21 protein-coding genes are annotated in these 22,735 nt (G+C 62.2%); 11 read left to right on the forward strand and 10 right to left on the reverse strand.

Going from position 1 to position 22,735, the window contains the following annotated elements:
- Positions 1-33 precede the first annotated feature (33 nt).
- A complete protein-coding gene (locus tag HMPREF1531_RS03000; protein ID WP_198010973.1) occupies positions 34-639 on the reverse strand; it encodes a class I SAM-dependent methyltransferase in 606 nt (201 codons plus the stop codon).
- Between the two features lie 359 nt (positions 640-998).
- Between HMPREF1531_RS03000 and cysK the strand changes: the two genes are divergently transcribed.
- From cysK to HMPREF1531_RS03020, 4 genes are all read left to right on the forward strand, one after another.
- Positions 999-1,934: a cysteine synthase A gene (cysK, locus tag HMPREF1531_RS03005; RefSeq protein WP_016668424.1), complete on the forward strand. Its 936-nt coding sequence runs from the start codon at positions 999-1,001 to the stop codon at positions 1,932-1,934.
- Between the two features lie 473 nt (positions 1,935-2,407).
- Positions 2,408-2,875 carry a hypothetical protein gene (locus HMPREF1531_RS03010; protein WP_016668425.1) on the forward strand — a complete coding sequence of 156 codons (468 nt, stop codon included), beginning with the start codon at positions 2,408-2,410 and terminating at the stop codon, positions 2,873-2,875.
- A 298-nt stretch (positions 2,876-3,173) separates the two neighbouring features.
- Positions 3,174-3,674, forward strand: coding sequence for a hypothetical protein (locus HMPREF1531_RS03015; protein ID WP_016668426.1), 501 nt, complete (start codon positions 3,174-3,176; stop codon positions 3,672-3,674).
- Between the two features lie 77 nt (positions 3,675-3,751).
- Complete coding sequence (locus tag HMPREF1531_RS03020; protein WP_232210215.1) at positions 3,752-4,141, forward strand: hypothetical protein; 390 nt, start codon at positions 3,752-3,754, stop codon at positions 4,139-4,141.
- A 107-nt stretch (positions 4,142-4,248) separates the two neighbouring features.
- On the opposite strand, the gene HMPREF1531_RS13535 is transcribed toward HMPREF1531_RS03020, so the two are convergent.
- On the reverse strand, positions 4,249-4,428 hold the full coding sequence (locus HMPREF1531_RS13535) for a hypothetical protein (RefSeq protein WP_036897077.1): 180 nt from the start codon (positions 4,426-4,428) through the stop codon (positions 4,249-4,251).
- Here HMPREF1531_RS13535 and HMPREF1531_RS03030 point away from each other — a divergent pair.
- Positions 4,427-5,296 carry a serine hydrolase gene (locus HMPREF1531_RS03030; RefSeq protein WP_016668428.1) on the forward strand — a complete coding sequence of 290 codons (870 nt, stop codon included), beginning with the start codon at positions 4,427-4,429 and terminating at the stop codon, positions 5,294-5,296. The genes HMPREF1531_RS13535 and HMPREF1531_RS03030 overlap by 2 nt on opposite strands.
- 71 nt (positions 5,297-5,367) lie before the next feature.
- Here HMPREF1531_RS03030 and HMPREF1531_RS03035 read toward each other — a convergent pair whose 3' ends face one another.
- A complete protein-coding gene (locus HMPREF1531_RS03035) occupies positions 5,368-6,120 on the reverse strand; it encodes a PIG-L family deacetylase (RefSeq protein WP_016668429.1) in 753 nt (250 codons plus the stop codon).
- The gene (locus HMPREF1531_RS03040) at positions 6,117-7,310 is read right to left on the reverse strand and encodes a glycosyltransferase (RefSeq protein ID WP_016668430.1); all 1,194 of its coding nucleotides are present in this window, start codon (positions 7,308-7,310) and stop codon (positions 6,117-6,119) included. The genes HMPREF1531_RS03035 and HMPREF1531_RS03040 overlap by 4 nt, the downstream gene beginning before the upstream one ends.
- Before the next feature lie 1,015 nt (positions 7,311-8,325).
- Between HMPREF1531_RS03040 and HMPREF1531_RS03045 the strand changes: the two genes are divergently transcribed.
- Positions 8,326-9,645 carry a glycosyltransferase family 2 protein gene (locus HMPREF1531_RS03045; protein ID WP_198010974.1) on the forward strand — a complete coding sequence of 440 codons (1,320 nt, stop codon included), beginning with the start codon at positions 8,326-8,328 and terminating at the stop codon, positions 9,643-9,645.
- Between the two features lie 654 nt (positions 9,646-10,299).
- On the opposite strand, the gene wecB is transcribed toward HMPREF1531_RS03045, so the two are convergent.
- From wecB to HMPREF1531_RS03065, 4 genes are all read right to left on the reverse strand, one after another.
- Positions 10,300-11,397: a non-hydrolyzing UDP-N-acetylglucosamine 2-epimerase gene (wecB, locus tag HMPREF1531_RS03050; RefSeq protein WP_016668433.1), complete on the reverse strand. Its 1,098-nt coding sequence runs from the start codon at positions 11,395-11,397 to the stop codon at positions 10,300-10,302.
- A complete protein-coding gene (locus HMPREF1531_RS03055) occupies positions 11,394-12,416 on the reverse strand; it encodes a polysaccharide deacetylase family protein (RefSeq protein WP_016668434.1) in 1,023 nt (340 codons plus the stop codon). The genes wecB and HMPREF1531_RS03055 overlap by 4 nt, the downstream gene beginning before the upstream one ends.
- A gap of 14 nt (positions 12,417-12,430) precedes the next feature.
- A complete protein-coding gene (locus HMPREF1531_RS03060; protein WP_016668435.1) occupies positions 12,431-13,729 on the reverse strand; it encodes an FAD-dependent oxidoreductase in 1,299 nt (432 codons plus the stop codon).
- Positions 13,730-13,910: 181 nt separating this feature from the next.
- The gene (locus HMPREF1531_RS03065) at positions 13,911-15,314 is read right to left on the reverse strand and encodes a sugar transferase (protein ID WP_036898155.1); all 1,404 of its coding nucleotides are present in this window, start codon (positions 15,312-15,314) and stop codon (positions 13,911-13,913) included.
- Between the two features lie 210 nt (positions 15,315-15,524).
- On the opposite strand from HMPREF1531_RS03065, the gene HMPREF1531_RS03070 reads away from it, so the two are divergent.
- From HMPREF1531_RS03070 to HMPREF1531_RS03080, 3 genes are read left to right on the forward strand one after another with little or no spacing between them, the layout of a single operon-like run.
- Positions 15,525-16,151 carry an acyltransferase gene (locus HMPREF1531_RS03070; protein WP_016668437.1) on the forward strand — a complete coding sequence of 209 codons (627 nt, stop codon included), beginning with the start codon at positions 15,525-15,527 and terminating at the stop codon, positions 16,149-16,151.
- The gene (locus HMPREF1531_RS03075; protein WP_016668438.1) at positions 16,148-17,227 is read left to right on the forward strand and encodes a DegT/DnrJ/EryC1/StrS family aminotransferase; all 1,080 of its coding nucleotides are present in this window, start codon (positions 16,148-16,150) and stop codon (positions 17,225-17,227) included. The genes HMPREF1531_RS03070 and HMPREF1531_RS03075 overlap by 4 nt, the downstream gene beginning before the upstream one ends.
- The gene (locus tag HMPREF1531_RS03080) at positions 17,227-18,228 is read left to right on the forward strand and encodes a Gfo/Idh/MocA family protein (protein WP_016668439.1); all 1,002 of its coding nucleotides are present in this window, start codon (positions 17,227-17,229) and stop codon (positions 18,226-18,228) included. Before HMPREF1531_RS03075 ends, HMPREF1531_RS03080 begins: the two co-directional genes overlap by 1 nt.
- Here the strand turns inward: HMPREF1531_RS03080 and HMPREF1531_RS03085 are convergent.
- Positions 18,218-19,453: a lipopolysaccharide biosynthesis protein gene (locus HMPREF1531_RS03085; RefSeq protein WP_016668440.1), complete on the reverse strand. Its 1,236-nt coding sequence runs from the start codon at positions 19,451-19,453 to the stop codon at positions 18,218-18,220. The two genes, HMPREF1531_RS03080 and HMPREF1531_RS03085, sit on opposite strands and share 11 nt — an antisense overlap.
- A gap of 52 nt (positions 19,454-19,505) precedes the next feature.
- Complete coding sequence (locus HMPREF1531_RS03090; RefSeq protein ID WP_016668441.1) at positions 19,506-20,453, reverse strand: glycoside hydrolase family 16 protein; 948 nt, start codon at positions 20,451-20,453, stop codon at positions 19,506-19,508.
- A 125-nt stretch (positions 20,454-20,578) separates the two neighbouring features.
- On the opposite strand from HMPREF1531_RS03090, the gene HMPREF1531_RS03095 reads away from it, so the two are divergent.
- Complete coding sequence (locus tag HMPREF1531_RS03095) at positions 20,579-21,484, forward strand: glycosyltransferase family 2 protein (protein WP_016668442.1); 906 nt, start codon at positions 20,579-20,581, stop codon at positions 21,482-21,484.
- Positions 21,481-22,728 carry an O-antigen ligase family protein gene (locus tag HMPREF1531_RS12740; protein ID WP_016668443.1) on the forward strand — a complete coding sequence of 416 codons (1,248 nt, stop codon included), beginning with the start codon at positions 21,481-21,483 and terminating at the stop codon, positions 22,726-22,728. Before HMPREF1531_RS03095 ends, HMPREF1531_RS12740 begins: the two co-directional genes overlap by 4 nt.
- Positions 22,729-22,735: the final 7 nt, after the last annotated feature.

A 22,735-nucleotide genomic window follows, 5' to 3' on the forward strand; every position in this document is an offset into this window, starting at 1 on the left:
TACCGGCTTCGCGGGAATTCACGGCAGGACGGGCTAACAACGCTGGTCAGTGTCTGGACGCTGCCAGACCGCCAGATAGCGCCAGCCCGGGATGCGTTCCCAGCGCGCCCCGGGAAGCATCTCGAAGATGGTTGCGCGGGTCTGCCGCCAAGACTGGGTCGCATCCAGCTTTACTGTGCCGGGCTCCCAAGCGGTGGTTCCGACCCGGGAGATGAGGTTCTCGGGAACATCAGCCAGCGAGCGCAACATCTCCGAGGGGGCACGATCCCTGGCGGTGCCACAGATGACCATGACCCCACCGGGCTTCAGCACCCTTCGCATCTCCACCAAGGCAAGTTCCTGGTGAGTGTGGTGCAGCATCATGACCGCCGTCACGGCGTCGAAGGAGTCGTTCTCGAAAGGCAGCGAGACGGCGTCGCCCAGCATGAAATGGGTGTTGGGAGCATCGGGCGGCAGGATGGTTGAGTCGCGGTCCACCCCGATTACCTGGTGGCCGAGGGACGCGAGGTGGCCTGCCAAGGTTCCGTCGCCACAGCCGACATCGAGAACCACCTGATGACCAGAGACGATCTCGCCGATGCGCGGATACCACCTGGTGTTGTGGTTCCAGCGATCAGCGAAAGGATGCGCCTTGTGCATATTCCCGACGATACCCATGGGTGTTGCCCGAGGCGGCCACCGCACGAGGGAACACGACCACAGAACGACTACGAGTGGTGGGATCGGGAGGGTGGTTGCAGTCGTCCGTCCGCCGGACGGTTGACAGTTCGTGCACCCTAAGGTGCTAACGTCGGGTACGTGATCAATGCAGGTCTTGTTTTGTCGGCGCACATGTCTGTCGCGTCGATGTCGGCCTGCCCGTGTCCGTGTTGTCGCTGATCTGACGACACGATCCCGACTGCCCGCATCCAGTGGCGGTTCATTCACATCTATCGTCGCCCGTCACGGGATTCGTGCGCCACCATTCCACCTGTTTCCACACCCGACCAGGAGACCAAATGACCATCCACGAAGATGCCACCAAACTCGTCGGCCACACCCCGCTCGTGCGGATCAACCGCCTCTTTGGCCCCGAAACCAAGGCCACCGTGCTCGCCAAGCTTGAGTACTACAACCCCGCCAATTCGGTGAAGGATCGCATCGGGGTGGCCATCGTCGACGCTGCCGAGGCCGACGGCTCGCTAAAGCCGGGTGGCACCATCGTCGAGGGCACCTCCGGCAATACTGGCATCGCCCTGGCCTGGGTGGGCGCGGCCCGCGGCTACAAGGTGATCATCGTGCTGCCCGAAACTTTCTCCAAGGAACGCCGTGCCGTGCTGCGCGCCCTGGGCGCCGAGCTGGTGCTGACCCCGGGGGCTGACGGCGTACCGGGAGCGAATAAGAGGGCCGAGGAGATCGCAGCGGAGATTCCCGGCGCGGTCCTTGCCCGCCAGTTCAGCAACGAGGCCAATGTCCGCATCCATCGCGAGACCACCGGCGAGGAGATCTGGGCCGATACCGATGGTGCGGTCGATATCTTCGTCGCGGGTGTCGGCACCTCCGGCACCATCAGCGGCGCAGGTTCGGCGTTGAAGGCCCACAACCCCGATGTGAAGGTTTACGCGGTTGAGGCCGCCGAATCTGCCGTGTTATCAGGCGAGCCGAAGGGTGCTCACAAGATCCAGGGCATCTCCGCCGGTTTCGTTCCCGACATCCTGGATCGCGGCGTGCTCGACGGGATCATCAAGGTGAGTTCCGATGACGCCTTGGACTACGCCCGTCGCGCGGCTAGCCAGGAAGGCCTATTGGTTGGCATCTCCGCCGGCGCTGCGCTGAAAGCGGCCAGCGAGTTGGCGGCCGATCCGGACAATGCGGGCAAGACGATCGTCGCCATTATCCCGGACTGGGGTGAGCGCTACCTGTCCACCCCGCTGTATGCCGACCTACTCGACTAATCGCGCGAGGTTCGCGGGTTCACCCGCCCGCACTAGATAATCCGCGCGATATCCACCGCGCCCCGAGCACCGAGGACCCAGGATGAGGACCCTATCAGTATCGGGGAGCGGTCCATCAGCGGGGGTCGGCCCGGTCAACCACCGGACCGACCCTCGCCGTGCCCAAATTCCCGGTCTGCCGGCCCAGAATCACTTTCCCGAAGAAACGCGCGCAAGGTTGGCGGGCCGACGTCGAGACAGAATCACCCGGATGTCCAAGGCGATCCCGTGGAACGAGGCGGGTCACCACCACGTTGAGTGAAGATGCTGACCGCCCAGAGCCAGCGTCAAGGTCAACTCGCCGACATTCATCCCACCTGCCTCGGTCACTCCGATGCTGGGCTCCGAGCGCGCAGAGGCAGTACAAGAGCACTCTCCACAAGAGATAATAAATTGAAAGAAATTGATAAACTCAACAGAGAGGCTGGTCTGTAATGCTTGCGCCACGCGGCGATATTGATGTGTTCGTGCGAGCTGTAGGACACTCCCCTTCGGGGGGAAATCCTGCATCCGCGGAGGTATTATCATTGCTTCCATCTCTGTTTGAGGTACAGGATTTGGAGGATGAGTATGGCGATGATTCCGCCTACTGGATCTTCCATGAATTTGGTGCGATTTTTCTCTGGGGAAACCATGTCCTCATTTCAGCGACCTTGTTCGTACAGGGATCGATGGAGGAAGATTGCGACCCCTATCCGCGCCGTCTGTTCGAGGCGTTCGGAAACGATGTGACACGTCAAGAGGTTGAGAAGAAACTTGGGGTTCCGGATTCATCTGGGGTCTGGAACGGTGAGTGGATTTGCTACGACAATGTGAACGAAACGGAACTCCGTTTCGAGTTCGACGACGACAACCGCCTCTGGTCGGTCGGGGTGACAATGAAAGGCTGGGAGAATTTCTGAGGCTCCCCGTGAATCCCCGCAGTGAAATTGAAGTATTTCTTCGTAGCACCGACCTTTCCCCGGCCGAGGGCAATCCTGCTTCCGTAGAGGTCTTGAAAGTGCTGGCCACAAAGTTCGAACGTGACTTTTTGAACACGAGCATGGACACAAATCCACCTATCGGACTTTTTACAGCGCAGGCACAGACAAGGAGACGAGAGCGTCGGGTACGACCCCTATCCACTTGAAACACGCTGTCGAGTTCGCCATCAACCAAGCGATCGGCGTTGCCCTCAGCAAACTGCTGGAGGGATGACCCATGGCCAAAGGAAAGGGGAAAGCTGCCGCCAAAGCACTCAAAGGCCCCTTCAAAAAGTACATGGACAAGCTCCTTGCCATACTCAAGAAACCCAACAAAAAGGGCAGGATCACTCAGTGGGAGGTCGGCCACTACGGTGACTTGACGTCACGCCCAGGGCGAGATGGCATGGACATGGACCACATCCCATCCAAAGCAGCCTTGCTCAAACGAGCGGAAGCAATGAAAGGCAGGCCTCTTACAAGAAAACAAGAACGGCAGGTAATCGATTCTGGCACCGCAATGGCTGTCCCTCGACGCACCCATCAGACTGAAAGTAGAACATATGGACGCCGAAACAGTTCAGACCAAATTACAGACGACGCCGACGATCTAACATCAGCAGCCAAGAAGGATTTCGATATATACCATGACGACATGTTGCAGGAAGGGTATACTGAAGAGCAGATAGAGGCCACATACAGAGAGATTTGTGCCAAGAACAGAGAGTTAGGTTATTGATGCTATCTCCAAAAGGCGAGATCGACGTTTTTCTTCGAGCCGTGGGACACACCCCGGCTGAGGGTAACCCTGCTTCCGTGGAGGTCTTGAAAGTGCTGGCCACAACGTTCGAGCGTGACGTCGTAGACACCGGAGATGGACGCAAGTCCACCTATTGGAGTTTCTACAGCGCAGGTACAGAGTTTGTATGGCGTCAACAGACATTGCTTTCCATTTCACTATTCACACAAGGAGACGAGAGCGCCGGGTACGACCCCTATCCGCGACGCCTGTTCGACGCATTCGGAAACGATGCAGGGCGTCGAGAGATTGAACAAATATTTGGAGCGCCAGAAGAAACCGGAGTATGGGAAAAAGAATGGATCTTGTATCGCGATCAAAACGGTACAGAGCTACACTTCGAGTTTGACGAGAACGATCGTCTCTGGTCGGTCGGGGTGACAATGAAGGGCTGGCAGGATTTCTGAGGCTCCCCGCGAATCCCGTAGTGAAATCGAAGTATTTCTTCGTGCTACCGACCGTCCGGCCGGAGTCACTTGTGTTCGCGCGGCATCAGGGCCGTGACCACTGCCGATCAGCGGTCGGGAACCAGCACGCGCATACCGAAGCGCCGTAGCGCCATCACCACGTAACCGGTCTGGCCAGCCGGATCGCCGACAACCTCGGATTCCCCAAGACACCCGCTCCCGGATGCAACGATGTAGGCAATCCGGTTCTCCCGGATGATCCGCGTCACCCCACGGAAGGTTCCCATGAGGATTCGAGCCGCCACTGCCCTCGTCGCCCTGCTCAGCTTGGCCGCCTGCGCCAAAGGGCAGGCACCCGCAGCGCTGGCCCCCGTGGCGGTGGGAGATCTCGGCTGGAGTTGCACCTCATCGGCACATCAAGAAGCACTGGCCCGGGAGCTGGCCGCCATCGACGTGTCCTCCTTGGCCACCGACGGGGTCACCGCGGCGGTCTCCGTCCACGACGACACCGGGATGAACTGCTCCTACCAGGGTGACGAGGAACTCTACGCGGCGAGCACCATCAAGGTAGTGACCGCCACCGCGGTACTGTCAAATGCCCAGGAGATTTCCGAGGAGACCTGGGATCGCATCGAATCGGCCATCATCACCTCCGACAACCAAGCCCAGCAGAAGCTTTGGGAGCAGGCCGGTGGCGGCCAAGCGATGACCGATTACATGGTCTCGATCGGCATGGACAACTCCGCGGCCATCCCCGGCGACGACGGCTCGGGGCTGGCGATGGTCTCAGCCGACGACATGGCCCTATTCTGGAACTCCTTGTCGCAGGGCAGATTGCTGGATCAGGAAAGGACCCGGCGGGTTCTCGGTTTCGCCTCCACGGTGGCCGATGACCAGGACTGGGGCATCGGCGCAGGTACTGGGAAGGACGACCGGGTCCAACTCAAGAATGGTTGGCTCGACGAGGCAACCGCCGATGCCCGGATCGACCCGGGCACATCTCCGTGGATGGTCAATTCCACCGGACATATCTCTTCCGGAGACGATGGCTGGGCCATTGCCGTGATGACAACGGGAAACAAGACCCATTCGGCGGGGATCGCCACCGTCGAGGAGATCTCCATGGCAGTCAACCAGGTGCTCCTCGACCGGTGAGACCGTCGGCACCAGTAGTAGACAGACGACCACATGGTGATGGCGATGCCCGGCACGCCGACCGGGAGTGATCACCCACGCATCAACCCGATCCTGCGCGGGATGTCCTGGTGCTGGCCACCGACGTGGGTGATGCCTTCCGGACCAACCGTCAACTGAGTGGCATGACGACGCAGGGCCGCAATGACCCTCGGAGTCTCCTCGTCCAGGTCGAACCACTCGAACCCCTCGGCGTCCTCCTCGGAGGCTACCTGCACCAGCGGAACACCAGTACGACGAGCAGTTTCGACGCACAGCTCGTGCACCCGCACATGATCTGGGTGGCCATAGCTGCCCAGGGCGTCGTAGCCGACGATCACCGTCCCTTTGGTAGCAGTGAGGGCTGCGGTGAGATCGGCGACGATCTCGTCGATGGGTGCTGCAGTGAAAGAATCTGGATCATTCGCATCTGCGGGCCCGGCCAGTCCCTCGCTCACCCAGACCATGCCCGAATCCCGGTACTCGCGTCGCGGCACACCTGGGTGCCGAGCAGGCGGAGTACCCAAGAAGCAGTGTTCCTCGATCCCAAGCTCGGTCAGAGCACCGGCAAGTTCGGTTTGACGGATGGCGACGAATTCGGCGGGGGCTGGCTTCGTCACGACGCTTCCCGCAACGATCTCGCCCCGCTCACCGCGGGTGCAGGTGATCACCGTCGTGGCGATTCCCCGGCGGGTGAGCCAGGCCAGCAAAGGGCCGGTCTGCAGGGTTTCATCGTCTGGGTGGGCGTGAACCACCAGCGGGCGCGGGGTCTCATCGGCGGTGCGCAGCAGGTCGAGTGGGTTCATCGGATCGCTCCTCGATAGACGGCGACAAGTTCATCAGCCACCACCCGCCATGGGCGACGGGCAGCGAACTGCCTGCCCGCGGCACCGTAGCGTGCCCGCAGGCCAGGGTCGTCAACGAATCGCTGCAGCTCGTGAGCCCATTCAAAAGGTTCCCGGGAATCCATCAGAACTCCGCTGATCCCCTCGACGAGGGATTCAGGCATACCACCGGTACGGGTGGCGACGACGGGAACCCCGCAGGCCTGGGCCTCCAGGTTGATCAGCCCGAAGGTTTCCGAATGGCTCGGGTTGACCAGCACCGTGGCGCTAGCAAAGAGCTCCGCGAGTGCCTCACGGGGTAACGACTCGTGGAAATCAATGCGCTCCTGCACCCCCAGCCGATGAACAAGCTGATGCAGGGATTCAGCGTATCCAGCGAAGTCATCAGAGGCTTCTCCGGCGATCACCAAACGGGTGTCCCCTGGCATGTGGGCGAGCGCCTGGATTGCCAGGCCGGGATCCTTGAGAGGTTGCAGCCGTGCAGCAAAGACCAGCCTGGGCGGGGTCGCCGGTGTCGCGGGGGCGAACAAGCCCAAGTCGACTCCGGGATATACGACGGTGATCCGGGAGTCCTCAACCCCATAGCGGGCCTTCACCGTGGCGGCCTCGTAGCTGCTCACCGCGACAATACCGTCGGATGCCTGGGCGGCGAAGGCTTCTCCCCGCGCGCGTCCTGGGGATTCGGGCTGTTCCCCCTCCCCAAGGTCGGCGCCGAGGGGGGCGGCCACCGAGTGGAAAGACTGTAGGTGGGGGACACCCATTCCCCGGGCATGCGAGACAGCGGCCATCCCGGAAAACCAGTGGTGGGAATGCACCACGTCGGCACCCTCCGCACTCAGCCATCTCCCAAGGGCCTCCGCGAAGGGGTTTATGAGGGCTTCCTGGGCAGATTTGGCGACGGGTGCCGGAGGACCGGCATCCAATCGGATCACCCGGACCCCGTCAGCGATCCGGGTTTCACCGGGAAGGTCGTCGTCACGCCGGGTGAGGATGTCAACCCGGTGCCCGGCCTTAGCCAGGGCGAGCGCCGAGTTCAGTTCCACGACGTTCATCCCACCCGCGTCGGCCCGCCCGGGCGACGACAAGGGAGATGTGTGCATCGAAACCATGACCACATGAAGGGGATGGTCGGTGGCGCTGCGGTGGCTCATTGCTCCACTTCATCACGAATCATGCATCTTTATCGCACATCACGCACGACATGCACCGATGAGCCGCCAGGATGCTCCTGGAACGGGGGCTTTCCCTAGCGGGCCCCGGTAGCTCGCCCGCTGGCTGGGTTCCGACGGTGCTTGATGCGGCTTTCCCTAGCGGGCCCCGGTAGCTCCAGGAGAACGCATCCGCGACTTGCCAGGAAGCGTTCTCGATGTGCTGAAACTCCCGATTGCTCACTCCGGCGATCACAAGCACATCCTAGGTGCCTAGCGGTGACGAAGACCCGCCCCATGGTCACGTTCCATCTCTCCCGATCTGTCGTGTGCAGCAGCGCCCACCCCGAGCGGAAAACGTCGTATTATCGCTACACCCACCGAGATGAAGATCATTTTCTCGGGTGAAGATCATTTTCATGATTCTGCAGAAAGCGTTGATTCCAGCAGTCCTTTCTCTTCAACGTGATGGCCATGGCGAGGAGGAAAAGGATTTCCTGCCGACTTCGACCCCAGGAACAACAAGGTCTAGGAAGGTTTCGCCAAGCTGTCAGCACCTGCAAATTTCACCGGTCGCGACGACGACATTTGTGAGAAATCGACTCGAAGACAGGCCATGGACTCCCGATCAGGGATCCCGAGCGGGCCGCGTACGGTACGACTCTGGCCCGATCCAAGCGGTATGGACACCGGGAACGTAACGATTCACATCAGCGAAGCTGACCCTAATGAATCAGAAACCACCGGTGAATCGATGACAGATTCCTGGCCGTGAACCAGCCAGGAGAAGCACATACTCAGACGATGAGCGCGTGGAGCCCGAACCTGCTCCATAGGTGACCACGCCCATGAAGGGAGTTCTCAGGGGCTTCCCTGCCACATGCCGGGGCATGAAGACACGGCTCCGCATCCCATACCAACGTTTATAACGAGTACGACACATCAGTTGTAAACACTCCTGTATGCAGGTCTAGACTGCCGATCGGTAGCGGATTCGCCAGGGAAGATGGCGGCCTGCGTGACTGAGTGGGGAGAATCGGGTCCAGTGGAAAGTGTTGGGAAGAAACTTCGCGGAACATTCGTGGTACCCGCCCATCGGGAGGCGGCCACGATCGCCCGGACGATTCGTGAACTGGCGGAACTCGCAAGCCACCGATCGGAATTCCGGTGGGAACTCGTGATCGTGGACGACGGCTCGGATGACGATACCTCCGCCATCGCACTGGAAACCGCAAACGACGTGGTCATACCGATCAAGTTGCTGCGCCATCGGGTCAACTCGGGGCTCGGCGCGGCCCTAAGAACCGGCATCAGTTCATCTCACGGCGATCTGGTGGTCACTGTGGACTGTGACCTGTCCTATTCGGTGGCCGACCTCGACCGGCTGATCACCGCATGGCTCGAACACCGGCCACACATCGTCATCGCATCCCCCTACATGCCCGGTGGCCGCACGGTGGAAGTACCTAAAGCATTGGAGATCCGCTCTCGGCAGGCGAACAAATTCCTTAGCAAATGCGCTTACCATGATGTGAAAACCTTGACCGGGATGGTGCGCGCCTACGACGGCCCGTTCATCCGCTCGCTGTCGCTGAAGGCAGAGGGCGCAGACATCATGGTCGAGATCCTCTACAAGGCCCAAGTGCTGCGGGCACGCATTGAGGAGATCCCCGCCACCTTGTCCTGGGCAGGTATGGGCGAACGACGGCAGCGTTCCTCGCTGAGCAGCCCACGTTCCCGCATGATGACTTACCGCTCTATTATCCAAGGCTACCTATGGGTCGCCTATTGGGTGCCTTTGGTACCGGGAGTGCTGATGGGTCTGCTCGCAGTGGTGCTGACCGCCACCGGTCATCTGGGATGGCACGGCTTGGCCGTCGTCAGCGCGCTGGCAGCCGTTCTGCTGCCCTTCCTCTCCCTGTCCAGCCTGCAGAACAAGCGTTACTTTGAGGAATTGTTCAATGTAGGCTTCGGGCTGCGACAGGTCAACGAAACCGAGCCCGCCCGCGCCCCAGTCGAAGTTCTGCTCTCTAATGAAGGAACCGAGCGGTCGGTGGACCTGAGCGCTCCCGATCCACTCCTCATGGATGGGCTCCCCCAGCCCTCCGAGGCTCAGGGTCCGGAACCCATGCGTTACGAGCGCCAGCCGTCACGCCCGCGTTCATCGGTCATCAGTTCGTCTGTCATCAGGCCGTTGTCCGACCAGCCAGAATGCAAACACCAAGGATCGTCAATACCAGACCCGATAACATCGGGATCCATCCCCCGGGTCGCGGGGCCTCGGCCAGCAACCAAAAACCGACCCCGGCAGGAAAGAACGATTCCACCGCATACATGATGCCGAGCACCGGGGCGGCTTGACCGCGGGCAAGACCCCGGGTCAAGTGGTATTGCCCGAGCACCACACCGCTTGCCATCAACAGACCCGCAAGCCAGGCGCTCAGCGGAAGCTCCCAGAATCGCCATAACGCAGGTAGCGTGTCGCTCATCAGCAGCCGCGCCGCGATAGCGCCGTAGGAGAACCCCAGCCCGGATGCTGCCCCGGAGGCCCAGGCAGGCAATGGCACGACCGCCAGCACAACCGCCAGCACGGCGCAACCGGCCAATAGCCATAGATGGGCGGCGCGGATCGCCACTGCCGGTCCGGGAACAATTGACCAAGCGATCAGCACAAGACCGGCCACCAGTACACCGATCGCCGTTGCGGATCTCCCGGTCAATCGTTGCACTCCGGTCAGCTGCTGGATGATCGCAGTGATCGCCAGGCCGACGCCCGAGGAGGCCTGCACGACGACGACCGGAAGGGATCGTCGCGCCACGAAGGTGCCGAGGAAACCGACCGCCTGCAAGACGGTGCCCGTCCACCAAGAACGTGATCGAAGGGCACCGCCGGTGGCCCGCGAGCCATCATGCAGCTTCGCCCCAGCCAACCCGTAGGCGAAGGTACCCAGGACCAAGCATCCTATGCTGAGCACCAGCCAGGTGGCGGACATCAGGCCGGCCAGCGTCGATTGATCTCGGCAGCTATCACCGAGCTGGCAGACTCGCCGGGATAAGGCAGCTGTCTGATGGCGAGATCCGCGCCCCACTGCCGTGCATCAGCCCATGCACGGTCTATCGCCACCGCAGGATCTTGATCGCCGAGTAACCGACACCACCCATCGAGCAGTTCAGGGCGTTCGGTGCTGTCGCGCAGCACCAGCAACGGCCGACGTAGGAAACAGGCTTCTTCCTGGACCCCACCGGAGTCGCTGACCAAAAGGGTGGCACCGGCCTCCAAGGCCATGAACTGGCTTGGCGGCAGCGGCTGCACCATGTGAATCCTCTGCCACCGACCGCTCAGCCCAGCCTCTGCGATAGCGGCACTCGTCCGGGGGTGCACCGGGAAGACCACCTCGGCCTGTTCCGCGAGCGCATCCAAGCCATCCAGCAAACCAACCAGGCGCTCGGTATCGGACACGGTCCCGGCCCGGTGAATCGTCGCCAGCACGTAGTCGCCCGGTGGCACATTCAGACTGTCCAACGCCTGCGCGGTGCCCTGCGGTGTGGGACGGATCATGGCCATGGCATCCCACAGGGTGTTGCCGGTGATCACGATCCGGTCGGGGGTCACCCGCTCCTGAATCAGCTGGTTGGCGTTGCGCTCAACTGGGGCGCAACATAGGTCGGCCAAGGTATCCACCAGGATGCGGTTGATTTCCTCCGGCATCCGCCGGTCACCAGAACGCAGCCCCGCCTCGACGTGTACCAGGGGCAGACCGAGAGCATTGGCGGCCAGCGCCCCGGCAAGCGTCGAATTAGTGTCACCCTGCACCACCACGGCCCTGATATCCCGGCTGCTCAGGAACCGGGTCATCTCACTGGTGGCCATGCCGATCTGCTCACCGCGAGAGCGTCCCCCGCAGTGGATGTGCTCATCGACGTGCATGCCCGGCAAATCTGCCTGCACATTTTCCCAGAGCTGTGCGTCGTAATGCTGCCCGGTGTGGACAACCAGCGCATCGTCACCCAATCCGGTCACCAGACCGGCCAGTTTGATGGCCTCAGGCCGGGTGCCCATCACCACGGCCACGGGTGCACGCCCGGTCACCGGGCAGGCACCATGTCGACGCGACGACCCCGATCGAGCAGGCCGACGTCTCTGGTAATAGTGGTCGTCTCACGAACATGGCGGGCATGCTCACGCATGGTGACGACTGTGAAATTACTGGTCAGTTCCTGCAGCGCCAGATCAAGAATCGCGCGCTTGCGGCCGAAGTCGAGGTTCATGCCGGGGAAGAACTCCAGTCCCGGGGCATCGCTGCTGTCCAGCAGATCGAGCGGGTGCAGCAGCAAGCTCGGCTCGGTGCCGCTCAGCAGACAGCCCCGGACGGCTGCCTTGACGTAGGCAGCCGCGACCTTGGGCGAGTAACCAGACAGGTAGATCACATAGCTAGCGTGAATGGGGACCCGCAGCCCAGGGAAGACTGTAACCGGCACCTCAGTCAGGCTGAGACGCTGTCCCCCGGGGGCGGCTGGCGCAGTCCATTCGAAGCCCTTGTTAGGCAACGCGGCATCCCAGAATGACCCGAACAGCCCCTTGCGCTGGCGGCGCTCCTCGGCGGTCAGATCCTTGTTGGTACGCAGGTAGTAGGTGCGAGCCAGTGGTCCGATCCAAGTGGCCAACACTGAGGAGTCATATTCGTAGCCCATCTCCACCAGGGCCCGCATCAGATCCGGGGACATTGAGAAACCCGGGGCGCGCAGGCCGACGACCTCCTTGGCCCCGGCAGCGAGCAGCGCATCGTGGCTACGGTTCAGATCGTCGCGCAGCTGATCTGGGGAGTACAGGTGCAGCCAAGGCTCATGTTCGAAGCTGTGATTTCCGATTTCACAACCGTATTCAGAAAGACAGGTGACGAATTCCGGGCCGTCTGCGGCCGCCGCATCGAAACCCACCACATTGACCGTCGGGGTGATCCGGTGACGATCGAACAATTCGATCATCCGGCTGGCCAGCACGCCCAGGTAGCTGGGGCGACTCACCCAATCCGGATCGCCGTGAGTGCGCTTGTAACTCCAGTAGTTATCGGCATCCAAGGAAATCGATGCAATGCGTTCGCTGGTCACTCCATTCCTTTCTTTCAACCCGTCACGGCGGCTTCCGCCTGATGCAGTGAGGTCTCGACGTTCAATGTGCCGCTGGTGTTCTGCGCAGTACTCACCACGTGCACTCCAGGCAGCGATGTCTGGTGGGGCAACGGCTCCCTGGCACGCGGCAATGGCAATGGCACGACATGTGGCGCCCGACTGATTGCCCAGTCGATCACCTCCGGCCGGTAATCAGGAAGACACCGGGCTAGTTCGGCCAGCAGACGATCACGAATCTGTTCATCACTGAGCTCGAACCATTCGTCGTCGCTGGCGCAGTAACGTGGCAGCTGAAGCAGAGCAGCCCCACCGGTCTCAACTGCGGGCAACAGGGCATGCATGCCAATCACCCCGGTCAGATCCGCATCGTCTACCAGATAGGTGATGTAGGAGTCATTGGGAGGCTGCCTGACAAGAAAGACCCCGCAGATCACCCCGAGATGGGGGGCAGCAGTGAGCCGGTCGTGTTCGTCCGCGGTCAGTTGGGGCAGCATGCCGCTGGTGATGGGGCCGGGAGTAGTGACGAAGACCTCATCGCAGAAGATCTGCGTACCGTCGGCCAAGGTGATGCGTATGCGTCCCTCAGCGCTCTGACCGGTGATGACGATCTCGGCGACGGTAGCCCCGGTGCGCACCTCGCCACCGCATCCAGTGATCTTCTGCTCCATCCGGCGCAAGACCTCCGCGTAACCACCAGGCAACACCCCGAATCGATCCCCCGCCCCAGACAGGCGAGCACTGACCAACCGCCGGAAGGTGAATACCAGGAAGGAAGCAGCGACCCGGCAGGCCTGGTTGCCGAGCTTGGCGCGAAGGATGGGGGCCCAGAAATTACGGTAGGCACTCGGCCCCGCAGTGAGAGTCAGCCAGCGCCGTGCTGTGAGCCGGTCGGCGAGGAACCGTGGCAGCAGCAGGCTCAACCCGATCGACAACCCGATAAGCATCCTGCTAGGCAGTGACAATGCGGGCAGCCTAGCCATGTCGGTAAAGCTGGTGGCCGGATAGGAGACGCCATTGGCGACGACCGACGCGGGTGCCGACGACCAGCGCACCTCGTCGCGCATGCCCAGTTGGTCGAGCAGTGCCAAGACGTGGGTGTCGGATTCCAAGATCACATGGTAGAAGCGATCGACGATGACCTCGGTGTCGCCTACGTGCATCGGCATGGTTCCGGTCAGCCCGCCGGTCTCAGCGGCACCCTCTAGGACCAGGACCTGCTGACCCGCAGCCGAGCCGGCCAAAGCCAAGGCCATTCCGGTCATACCGCCACCGACGATCACCCATTTCGACACGTTGCCTCTTCCCCATGAGTCGCGTTGTCTCTGACCGATTGCGATGCATAATCGTATCCCAGTTGGGCACCAACCCGCATCTGGGAGGTTAGGCTCGCCGGATGCGATGAGGGCCTCAGCCCAGCATCGCGGATCCCGCTGGCCGGGTTTGTGTTTGTGGTGGCCGGATGCCGTGAGGACCTCAATAGGCCCCCTGCGGGCGCAGCACCGCGCTGACAGTGCGTGCCAGGATGCTCAGGTCCTGCATCATCGACCAGTTGTCGACGTAATACAGATCCAGCCGCACGGTCTCCCCCCAGGACAAATCCGAGCGTCCCGAGACCTGCCACAGTCCGCTGAGCCCGGGCCGCACCGCGAGCCGACGCTTGACGTGTTCGTCATACTGGTCCACCTCGTCGGGCAGGGCCGGGCGGGGGCCGACGAGGCTCATATCGCCCTTCAGCACGTTGAGCAGCTGCGGTAGCTCGTCTATCGAATAGCGCCGCAGAAACCGGCCTACCGGGGTGATCCGTGGATCGCGGGCCATCTTGAACATCACGCCGTTCCCATCGCTGTGATCGGCCAGCTTGGCCTTGAGCCGATCGGCGTTGACCTTCATACTGCGCAGTTTGTATAGGGTGAATGGTTCGCCATCGATCCCAATGCGCTGCTGACGGTAGAGCACCGGGCCGGGATCGGTCAGCCTCACCAGCAGGGCCGCGATCAACAGGATCGGGGTGGCCACCACCAGGGCGATCAGGCTGCCAACGATGTCGAAAAGTCTCTTCGACCATGCGGTGGCCCGGGCTGCAGCCGGTCGTTGCACATGTACCAGGGGCAGCCCAGCCACTGGTCGAGTCATCAACCGGGAAGCAGAAACGTCGGTAACCGCGGGCATGAAGATGATCTGAGCGTCCAAATCCTCGATCTGCCTGGCCAGCTCGCTAAAATCCGAGGGCTGACTGAAAGAGCCGTCGGTGAACATGACTGCGTCAGCGCCAGTTCGCCGAAGCATCCGCATGACATCCTCGGGTGCGCCCAAGATCGGGATCTGGCCCTCGCTGGGGTCGGGATCCTCGTCGGGTATCAGCAGGCCATCAACCCGGTAGCCCAGCCACTCCTCCCGGACGAGCACCTGAAGCAGTGCTGCGACGTGACCGGCTCCACCGACGACGATGGTGCTCGTCGCGAACCGGCCCTGGGCCTTAGCACGGTTAATCACCCGGCGCACCGTATAGCGCCCGATGAGCAACGCCGAGATCCCAACGACCGCCAACCAGCAGTAGAAGCCCCTGGAAAGGGTCGAACTGGTCAGGTAAAGGCCCACCCCCAGCGCCCCGATGCAGGTGAAACTTCCCATCAGCACCCGGTTGTACTCCGTCGCACCGGCACCATGCCATTTCTCGGAGTAGCCCTCGAAGAGGTACAGACACAGCCACCATGCCAGCGGGATCGCCACGATGTACGGCCAGCGCAGCACGGTTCCACCCGCAGGCCAGGGCAACGGCACAGACTCTCGCAACAGCAGCGCGAGGAACATTGCAAGAAACATCGCAGCCAGGTCCACCAGCGTGAGCACCGCTCCCAACAGGTACCTGTCCTTCACAGTGTGTGCGTGCAAACCGCCGGAAACGACCGGTTGCCCCCTCCCCGGAGGGAAATCCATGTAACACCTCTCTCCAGTGACATTCTCCCCCGAAACTCCCCCGTGACCCCGAACGGGGAGAATCTAACCCCTGAGAGGGTCGCAACACGCCGATTGGCCATAAAATCTAATGTTGATTAGAAATCGGGTCACGACCTGTATGGGGGAGTCATGTCAGCCCAGGAACCAGCCATCCATCCCAGCGCCGATGTATCAGCCGAAGCCGCAATAGGAACCGGGTCAAAAATCTGGCACCTGGCACAGGTGCGCGAGCAGGCAGTGCTGGGGCAAAACGTCATCGTCGGACGCGGCGCCTATGTGGGCACCGGTGTCCGGGTAGGCGACAACTGCAAGATCCAGAACCATGCGTTGGTCTATGAACCGGCAGCCCTCGCCGAGGGAGTATTCGTCGGCCCGGCCGCGGTGCTAACCAACGACCACAACCCCCGCGCGGTCAACCCCGACGGCACTCAGAAATCTGCCAGTGACTGGGAAGCAGTGGGTGTTACCCTCAAGCAGGGCTGTTCTATCGGCGCTCATGCCACCTGCGTAGCACCGGTGGTCGTTGGCCGGTGGGCGATGGTGGCTGCCGGCGCGGTGGTAACCCACGACGTACCTGATCACGCGCTGGTTGCCGGGGTCCCGGCCCGCCGGATCGGCTGGGTCGGGCGGGGAGGCGATCTGCTGGTCGCCGAATCGGGTGGCGTATGGCGTGACCCGGTCAGTGGAGAGACATATCGAGAAACCAATGAGACCTTGGTGGGTCCCGACACCGTGCAGGAGCAAGCAGGATCATGATTCCAATCGCCAAGCCGATCATCGGCGATGCCGAACGAGCCGCCGTGGATGCGGTTCTCTCATCCGGGGCCCTCGCCCAAGGAACCGAAGTCGCGGGCTTCGAGGAGGAGTTCGCCCGGGAGGTGACCCCAGGTTGTTCCGCGGTGGCGGTGAACTCGGGGACTTCGGCTCTGCACCTGGGGTTACTCGCCACGGGCATCGGCGACGGGGACGAAGTGCTCGTGCCCTCATTCACCTTCGCAGCCACGGCGAATGCCGTCGCCCTGACCGGAGCAGTGCCGGTCTTCGTGGACATCGAGCCCGAGTACTTCACCATGTCACCCGAGGCTGCGGAAGCCGCGATCACCGAGCGGACCCGAGCGATCATGCCGGTGCACCTGTTCGGCCACCCCTGTAACGCCACCGCGCTGCAGTCCCTGGCCGCCAGGCACGGCCTAGCCCTCCACGAGGATGCCGCCCAGGCACACCTGGCCAGTTGGCAGGGCCACAACACCGGTACCCTCGGAGGTTTCGCGGCCTTCTCCCTGTATCCCACCAAAAACATGACCTCCGGTGAAGGCGGCATGGTGACCAGCGCCGACGAGAATCTGTTGGAGCGTGTGCGGTTGCTACGCAACCAGGGAATGGCTAGGCAGTACGCGAATAAGATCGTCGGGTACAACAATCGGATGACCGACATCCACGCAGCCATCGGTCGCGCTCAGCTGACCCAGCTTCCCACCTGGACCGCCATCCGGCAGGCCAACGCAGCCTTCCTGGATTCCGAACTAAGCGGTGTGATCACACCGCCGGTGGCCGCAGGCGCTACTCACGTCTACCATCAGTACACCATCCGGGTTCCGGAGGATCGCGACAGTTTCGCCGAGGCTTTGCGCAACGAGTATGGCGTGGGCTGTGGGGTCTACTACCCGACACCATGCCACCGACTGGATTCCTTCGCCCTCAGCCTGGATCTGCCCGAGGCCGAGCGGGCCGCGGCCCAGGTGCTCTCCCTTCCGGTTCATCCTTCGCTGTCCCAGGCCGATCTGGAAAAGATCGCGACAGCGGTGAACCGACTCGCGAAAGCGGGTGCGTAATGGCGAACCTGCGTGCCGGTCTGATCGGGCTGGGGGCCATGGGCCGCAATCACGCTCGCAATCTGCGGGCCTTGGATGGGGTCGACTTGGTCATCGTCGCCGATCCTGATGACCAGCGGCTCGCCGACCAGAACGACTGCCTCACCGGCCATTGCGTGGACGACGTCATCGCGGCAGGTGTCGACTACTGCGTGGTGGCTACCCCCACCGACACCCATGAACAGATCGGGATAGCGCTGGCCGAGGCCAATGTGCATGCCCTGATCGAAAAACCACTGGCCACCGACACTGCGGCCGCCTTGCGGTTGTCCCAGGCCTTCGCCAGCCATGGCCTGGTCGGCGGAGTCGGGCACATCGAACGGTTCAATGCCGCGCTGCAGAATTTGCGCATCCGGCTGGCCGCAGGCCAGCTGGGCGAGATGTACCAGATCGTGACCCGCAGGCAGGGTCCCTACCCCGGAAGGATCAAGGATGTGGGCGTCATCCTTGACCTGGCGAGCCACGATATCGATCTGACGGCATGGGTCTCGCAGCGCCATTATCAGCAGGTCACCGCGCACACGGTGTCCAAATCCTGCCGCCACGTGGAGGACATGGTCTCGGCCACCTGCCGCCTCAGCGATGGGCTGATCAGCAACCACCTGGTGAACTGGCTTACCCCGACCAAGGAGCGTCGCACGATCATCACCGGTGAGCGCGGCATGTTCGTCGCCGACACCCTCACTTCGGACCTGACCTTCTACGACAACGGGCAGGTCTACGAGACTTGGGGCGATGTGGCCCAGTTCGGCGGCGTCGCCGAGGGTGACGTGGTGCGCTACGCCATTCCCAAGCCCGAACCGTTGCGCATTGAGCACGAGCAGTTCCGGGATGCCATCTTGGACAAGCCCGGTGCACAGGTGGTCACCATGGCCGAGGGCGTCAAGGTTGTGATGGTGTGCGAAGCGATGATGGCCTCCGACGGGAACACCATCACCGTGAACACCTCCTCTACCAGTTGAGGGTGGTGATCGCGCGCCGCTGCAACCAAATGTGAGCGAGAATCACCGCCACTTGACTGACTGACCACACCGTGAGGCCGGGCACCGTGCCGATCTTCGTCATCGATAACAGCGGAGTCAACGTACACACCACGTAGCAAGCCGTCCACCAGAACTCCGTCTTGGTGCGCCCTAGCAGCACTAGGCATTGCGAGGTGGGTAACCACACCAGCAGGGCCGTGAAGCTGAGGCAAGCCGGTATCGTAATCTGTCCGGCATTCGTCCACTGGGAGCCCAGCAGCGGGATGATGACGTTGATACCCGCGATCGTGCCAGCGATCATCGGTATGACCAGCAGACCAAGGCGGCGTAGCCAAGCGTTGTGCACTCTCGCCACCTTGTCACGGGCCTGCCCGCGCACCGCACCGGCAACGTCACCGATGTACATCGGGCCGACGGTCGACTGCACCATGCTGACCACGGCGTTGAGGAATCGACTGGCCAGCGCCCAAACCCCGGCAATCTCCACCGTGCCGAGGACTGGCAGCAGGATGGGTGGCAGGGCGGTGCCCAGATTGGCGAACAGATTGGTCAGCGGCTGCATGCCCACCTGCCGCATGGTCACCGCCCAGTCAGACCTGCGAGCGATTCGCAGATAGGCAGCGGCCCGCGGCAGACCGCGCATCATGGCCAGGCCGCCGAGAATCGTGGAGACAACGAAGGAACCCAGCAGCACGACGTAGCCGGGCAGCGACGTCCAGATGACGGTCGAGATCAGCATTGCATTGCTGAGACCCTGCACCACCCGGTTCAGAGCCAACAGATCCTGCCGGTGGAACCGGATAGCCAACGCGATCAACAAGCTCACCAAGGATATCGCTGCGGTTCCTGCGGCCAGGAAGATGCCATTGACCGCCACATCGCGATGGCTGCCCAGCAACAGCAAACTGCCAGCGAACACCACCGCAGAGCACAGCAGAACCGTCGTGGTTCCCACCCGCATCATGGCTGCCCTAACGACCCCCGAGGTCACCGGTACCCGGGTCTCGACGGCAACCGAATTGACCGAGGCCACCACAGACATGACCGCGAAAACCGCGGCGTAGCGGGCGAAATCCGCTGGCTCTGCACGGGTTGCGGCGATTGTGGTGGCCACCAGGGCTGCAGCCTGGGCAGCCACCGTCGAACCGAACAATTTACCGATCAATCCCCTACGGGAGCGCTTCTCGTCGACTGGCTGAATCATGGTCGTCGCTCCTGCAGCACGCGGTGAGGTGCGGCCTGGGATCGGCATGGGGTCATGCCCAGATTCTGACCCAGTCGACGCGCACCGGCCAACCGGGAGCGGTTCCCAAGATCACCGATACCCCCTCCACCTCATCTGCGACGGTAAACAGCCCCTTCGGTCCGTTCTTCTCTCCTGTAGGGAAGCGCATCACAGGCGAACTGGGGGTGCGGTCATGCCGGTAGACAACCTCGTGCATCAATCGGTCATCGAAGTACCAGCGCAACCTCCCGGGTTCCCAGTAACAACCGTAGGTGTGCCAGCCGTCATCCAATACCACCGGCCTCTTGGACCGGTTGTTCAGGTTGAACCAGCGGTATTCCTGCTCGTAAGACTCGGTCAGGTGGATGTCGTGCACCACACCGGAGAAGTGTCCGTCGTAGCGCTCGCCCGGCTCGGTCATGGCCTCGAAGAAATCGATCTCCACATAGTGCCGGTCCGGGGTGTAGTTCTGTTGCCCGACCGGCAGCGACCAGAAGGCGGGGAAACCGTCGGTCGGGTACTCCGGGGCCGATTCGAATGCTAAGCGGGCCTCGTAGTAGCCGTACTTGAAAATCCGGCCACGCCCAGTCCACGGGGACCGGCTGGCAACGGCCCAGTTCCCGGTTTCCTCCACTTGGTTGAGGAGCAGCACGGAATCGGCGACCCCGACGCACTCGGCAGGGGTGCGGCTCTCTCGCCAAGGCAGATCGGTGAACCACTTCGCCTGCGTATTGGTTCCATCGATGTCGATACTCGCCGGATCGTCGAAGTCATCCTCGAAAACCACCGACAGTCCCTGCCTGGGATCATTGTCACGCAGCATCTGGACGGCTTTCGGAAGCAGCACCCCTCCAGCGCAAAGCCCCGCCCCGACGACAAGTACCCGCCGTCGGCTCCAGCCCCTGCCAAGGATCGTCCCCGTGCCTTTGTTGGAGGCGGTGTCTGCGTTCCCCGTGGGGATCGTCTCTACGTCTCCCATACGGCTAGCGTACCGTTGATGCGATCACGTATCAGGAAGGAAGCATCTGATTGGTGATGCCTGGCGGCTCAAGTTAATGTGGATCTCACGCACCGTGAAGTCGTGGACTTTTCAGGGGGGAGCAGATGTCTGGGGTCGTGGATGTCACCGTCGTTATACCGACTCGCTCCCGTCCCGCTTCAGTCACCAATGCCGTACGTTCTGCACTAGACCAAACCAGACCTCCCCGCGAGGTCATCGTCGTGGTCGACGGCCCAGACCCGGAAACGGTGTCTTCCCTTGAAGGTCTCGCAGATGACCGGTTGCGCATCATCTGTCACGAAGCTTCCCGTGGGGCCGGCGCAGCCCGCAACACCGGCATCAACGCCGCCCACGGCCATTTCCTGGCCTTCCTCGACGATGATGACGAGTGGCTACCAGGCAAGCTCGCACACCAGATGGACATACTGGAACGCGCCAACGATCCCGACCATGTCGTGGTGAGTTGTCAGGGCCGCTGGGAGGATGGCCGGGACTCGGTGATCTGGCCGACCAGGGCGCCCCGCCCGGATGAGCAGATCGCCGAATATCTCTTCGTGCGCCGCAGTGCTGGTGAGGGAGTGCTGGCCACCCCGACTCTCCTGCTCTCCACCGAACTAGCCAAGGCCCATCCGTTTCCCGAGCACCTAGCAACCCATGAGGAATGGGACTGGCTGTTGGACCTGCAGTTGGCCGGAGTTCGCCCACTCGTCGTGATGGAGCCCCTGGTGGTAGTGGACGCCAAGACGGGACGCAATTCCTTGAGCAGCGGGGACAAGTGGCGAGCTTCGCTGGCCTGGGGGCTGGCCCGGGCCAAGGACTTGGGGCCGCGAGCATTCTCGGCCTTCGTGCTCAACGAAACGGCGCGCACCGCCGTGGGCTCGCGCGCCGGTGCGTTGCCCTATCTGGCGATCGGCGTGGTGGGATTGACCGGACACGCTCGCCCACTCGACCTGGGGCGCTTCTGGTTGCGGCCTGCCGTGTTGGGGATGCGGAGAATTCGCCGCCGATGAGTTCCCAATCCCTTGCCCCGGCCGAGCGGCGGGCAATCACCCCAGCGGTCCAGATGGTTCTTCCCGGTCCCCTGGCCGCGTTCCTGCTCTGCTTCAGCGCTATCACCCCGATCATGGACTGGAACCAGAACGTCTGGTGGATCTGCTGGCTACTCATCGCCTTGTGGGTGGTGCGCGGGGCCAAACTGACCCGCAGCATCTGGCTGCCCCTGTCGCTGCTCGGTCTGGCCGCCTGGATGTTCCTCTCCCTGCTGTGGTCAGTGAACCCTGCCAAGAGCCTGCAGGAACTCAGCTTCCAGTTCGCCTTCATCCTGATGGGCATGCTGGCCTCGGTCGGGCGCGACCATTGGGATTTGTTGAAATTATTCGTCCGTACCGGGGTCTGGTTCATCGGGTTCAACATGCTGTTCGCCTTTTTCTTGCCCGCCAACGGCCAGGGCGGCGAAGGCAGCAACTCCACCGATTACAAGGGGCTCTTTCCGGACAAGAACCATTTCGGTTTCTTCTGCACGACGGTGGCGGTCAGCGCAGTGGTGCGGGCCATTAACGCTGAGCGCCCAGGCCAGCGGCTCGCCTGCTGGCTGGGGGCGGGTATCGGCGTGCTGGGCGTGTGGTTGTCCGGTTCGGCGACGGCCCTGCTGATGACCATGGCATGGAGCCTGCTCATCGTCTTGGGCGTCGGGCTGGTCCGCAGCCGTCGCCCGCACAAGCTGGCGGCCACCGGTGTGATGCTATTGGCGGGGAGTGCGATTGGGCTGATGGCGATGAACTCCGACCAGCTACTTGCTGTCTTGGGGCGTTCCTCGAATCTGACCGGGCGTACCGAGATCTGGGTGGCCGTACAGCGAGCCATCGCCGAGCGTCCGCTCACCGGCTTCGGGTGGCACGCGCTGTGGCTCGACGAGGACCCGACGAGCATCCGCTTCTGGTCCTACAACTACGGAGTCCCCTTCTATCACGCGCACAACGGATTCCTGGAACTGGCCGTCGAACTTGGTCTGGTGGGCGCAGTGCTGGGTTGGGGCTTCATCGTGCTGCTCCTGGTGCGATCACTACGCGAACTGCGGGTCGATCCCCGGGGCAGACTATGGCCCGTAGTACTGATTCCCCTTGTTCTCGCCTACAACCTCGTCGAGGTGATGGGCTTCTCTGATGCAACGTTCATCGTACTGGTCGCGTTGGCCTGCAAGGCGCCAGCGCTCCGAAAGGAAGGCACATGCACTTCGGTTATGCATGGGAAGTAGTCAAAAG

It is taken from the genome of Propionibacterium sp. oral taxon 192 str. F0372 (assembly GCF_000413315.1).
Taxonomy (GTDB): Bacteria; Actinomycetota; Actinomycetes; order Propionibacteriales; family Propionibacteriaceae; genus Brooklawnia.

Bases quoted from the DNA above. Each gene is read 5' to 3' on its own strand.
- HMPREF1531_RS03085 (WP_016668440.1), bottom strand. From the start codon at position 19,453: ATGATTCAGCCAGTCGACGAGAAGCGCTCCCGTAGGGGATTGATCGGT.
- HMPREF1531_RS03015 (WP_016668426.1), top strand. From the start codon at position 3,174: ATGGCCAAAGGAAAGGGGAAAGCTGCCGCCAAAGCACTCAAAGGCCCC.
- HMPREF1531_RS03075 (WP_016668438.1), top strand. From the start codon at position 16,148: ATGATTCCAATCGCCAAGCCGATCATCGGCGATGCCGAACGAGCCGCC.
- cysK (WP_016668424.1), top strand. From the start codon at position 999: ATGACCATCCACGAAGATGCCACCAAACTCGTCGGCCACACCCCGCTC.
- HMPREF1531_RS03040 (WP_016668430.1), bottom strand. From the start codon at position 7,310: ATGAGCCACCGCAGCGCCACCGACCATCCCCTTCATGTGGTCATGGTT.
- HMPREF1531_RS03035 (WP_016668429.1), bottom strand. From the start codon at position 6,120: ATGAACCCACTCGACCTGCTGCGCACCGCCGATGAGACCCCGCGCCCG.
- HMPREF1531_RS03095 (WP_016668442.1), top strand. From the start codon at position 20,579: ATGTCTGGGGTCGTGGATGTCACCGTCGTTATACCGACTCGCTCCCGT.
- HMPREF1531_RS13535 (WP_036897077.1), bottom strand. From the start codon at position 4,428: ATGGGAACCTTCCGTGGGGTGACGCGGATCATCCGGGAGAACCGGATT.
- HMPREF1531_RS03080 (WP_016668439.1), top strand. From the start codon at position 17,227: ATGGCGAACCTGCGTGCCGGTCTGATCGGGCTGGGGGCCATGGGCCGC.
- HMPREF1531_RS12740 (WP_016668443.1), top strand. From the start codon at position 21,481: ATGAGTTCCCAATCCCTTGCCCCGGCCGAGCGGCGGGCAATCACCCCA.
- HMPREF1531_RS03030 (WP_016668428.1), top strand. From the start codon at position 4,427: ATGAGGATTCGAGCCGCCACTGCCCTCGTCGCCCTGCTCAGCTTGGCC.
- HMPREF1531_RS03090 (WP_016668441.1), bottom strand. From the start codon at position 20,453: ATGGGAGACGTAGAGACGATCCCCACGGGGAACGCAGACACCGCCTCC.
- HMPREF1531_RS03070 (WP_016668437.1), top strand. From the start codon at position 15,525: ATGTCAGCCCAGGAACCAGCCATCCATCCCAGCGCCGATGTATCAGCC.
- HMPREF1531_RS03000 (WP_198010973.1), bottom strand. From the start codon at position 639: ATGCACAAGGCGCATCCTTTCGCTGATCGCTGGAACCACAACACCAGG.
- HMPREF1531_RS03010 (WP_016668425.1), top strand. From the start codon at position 2,408: ATGCTTGCGCCACGCGGCGATATTGATGTGTTCGTGCGAGCTGTAGGA.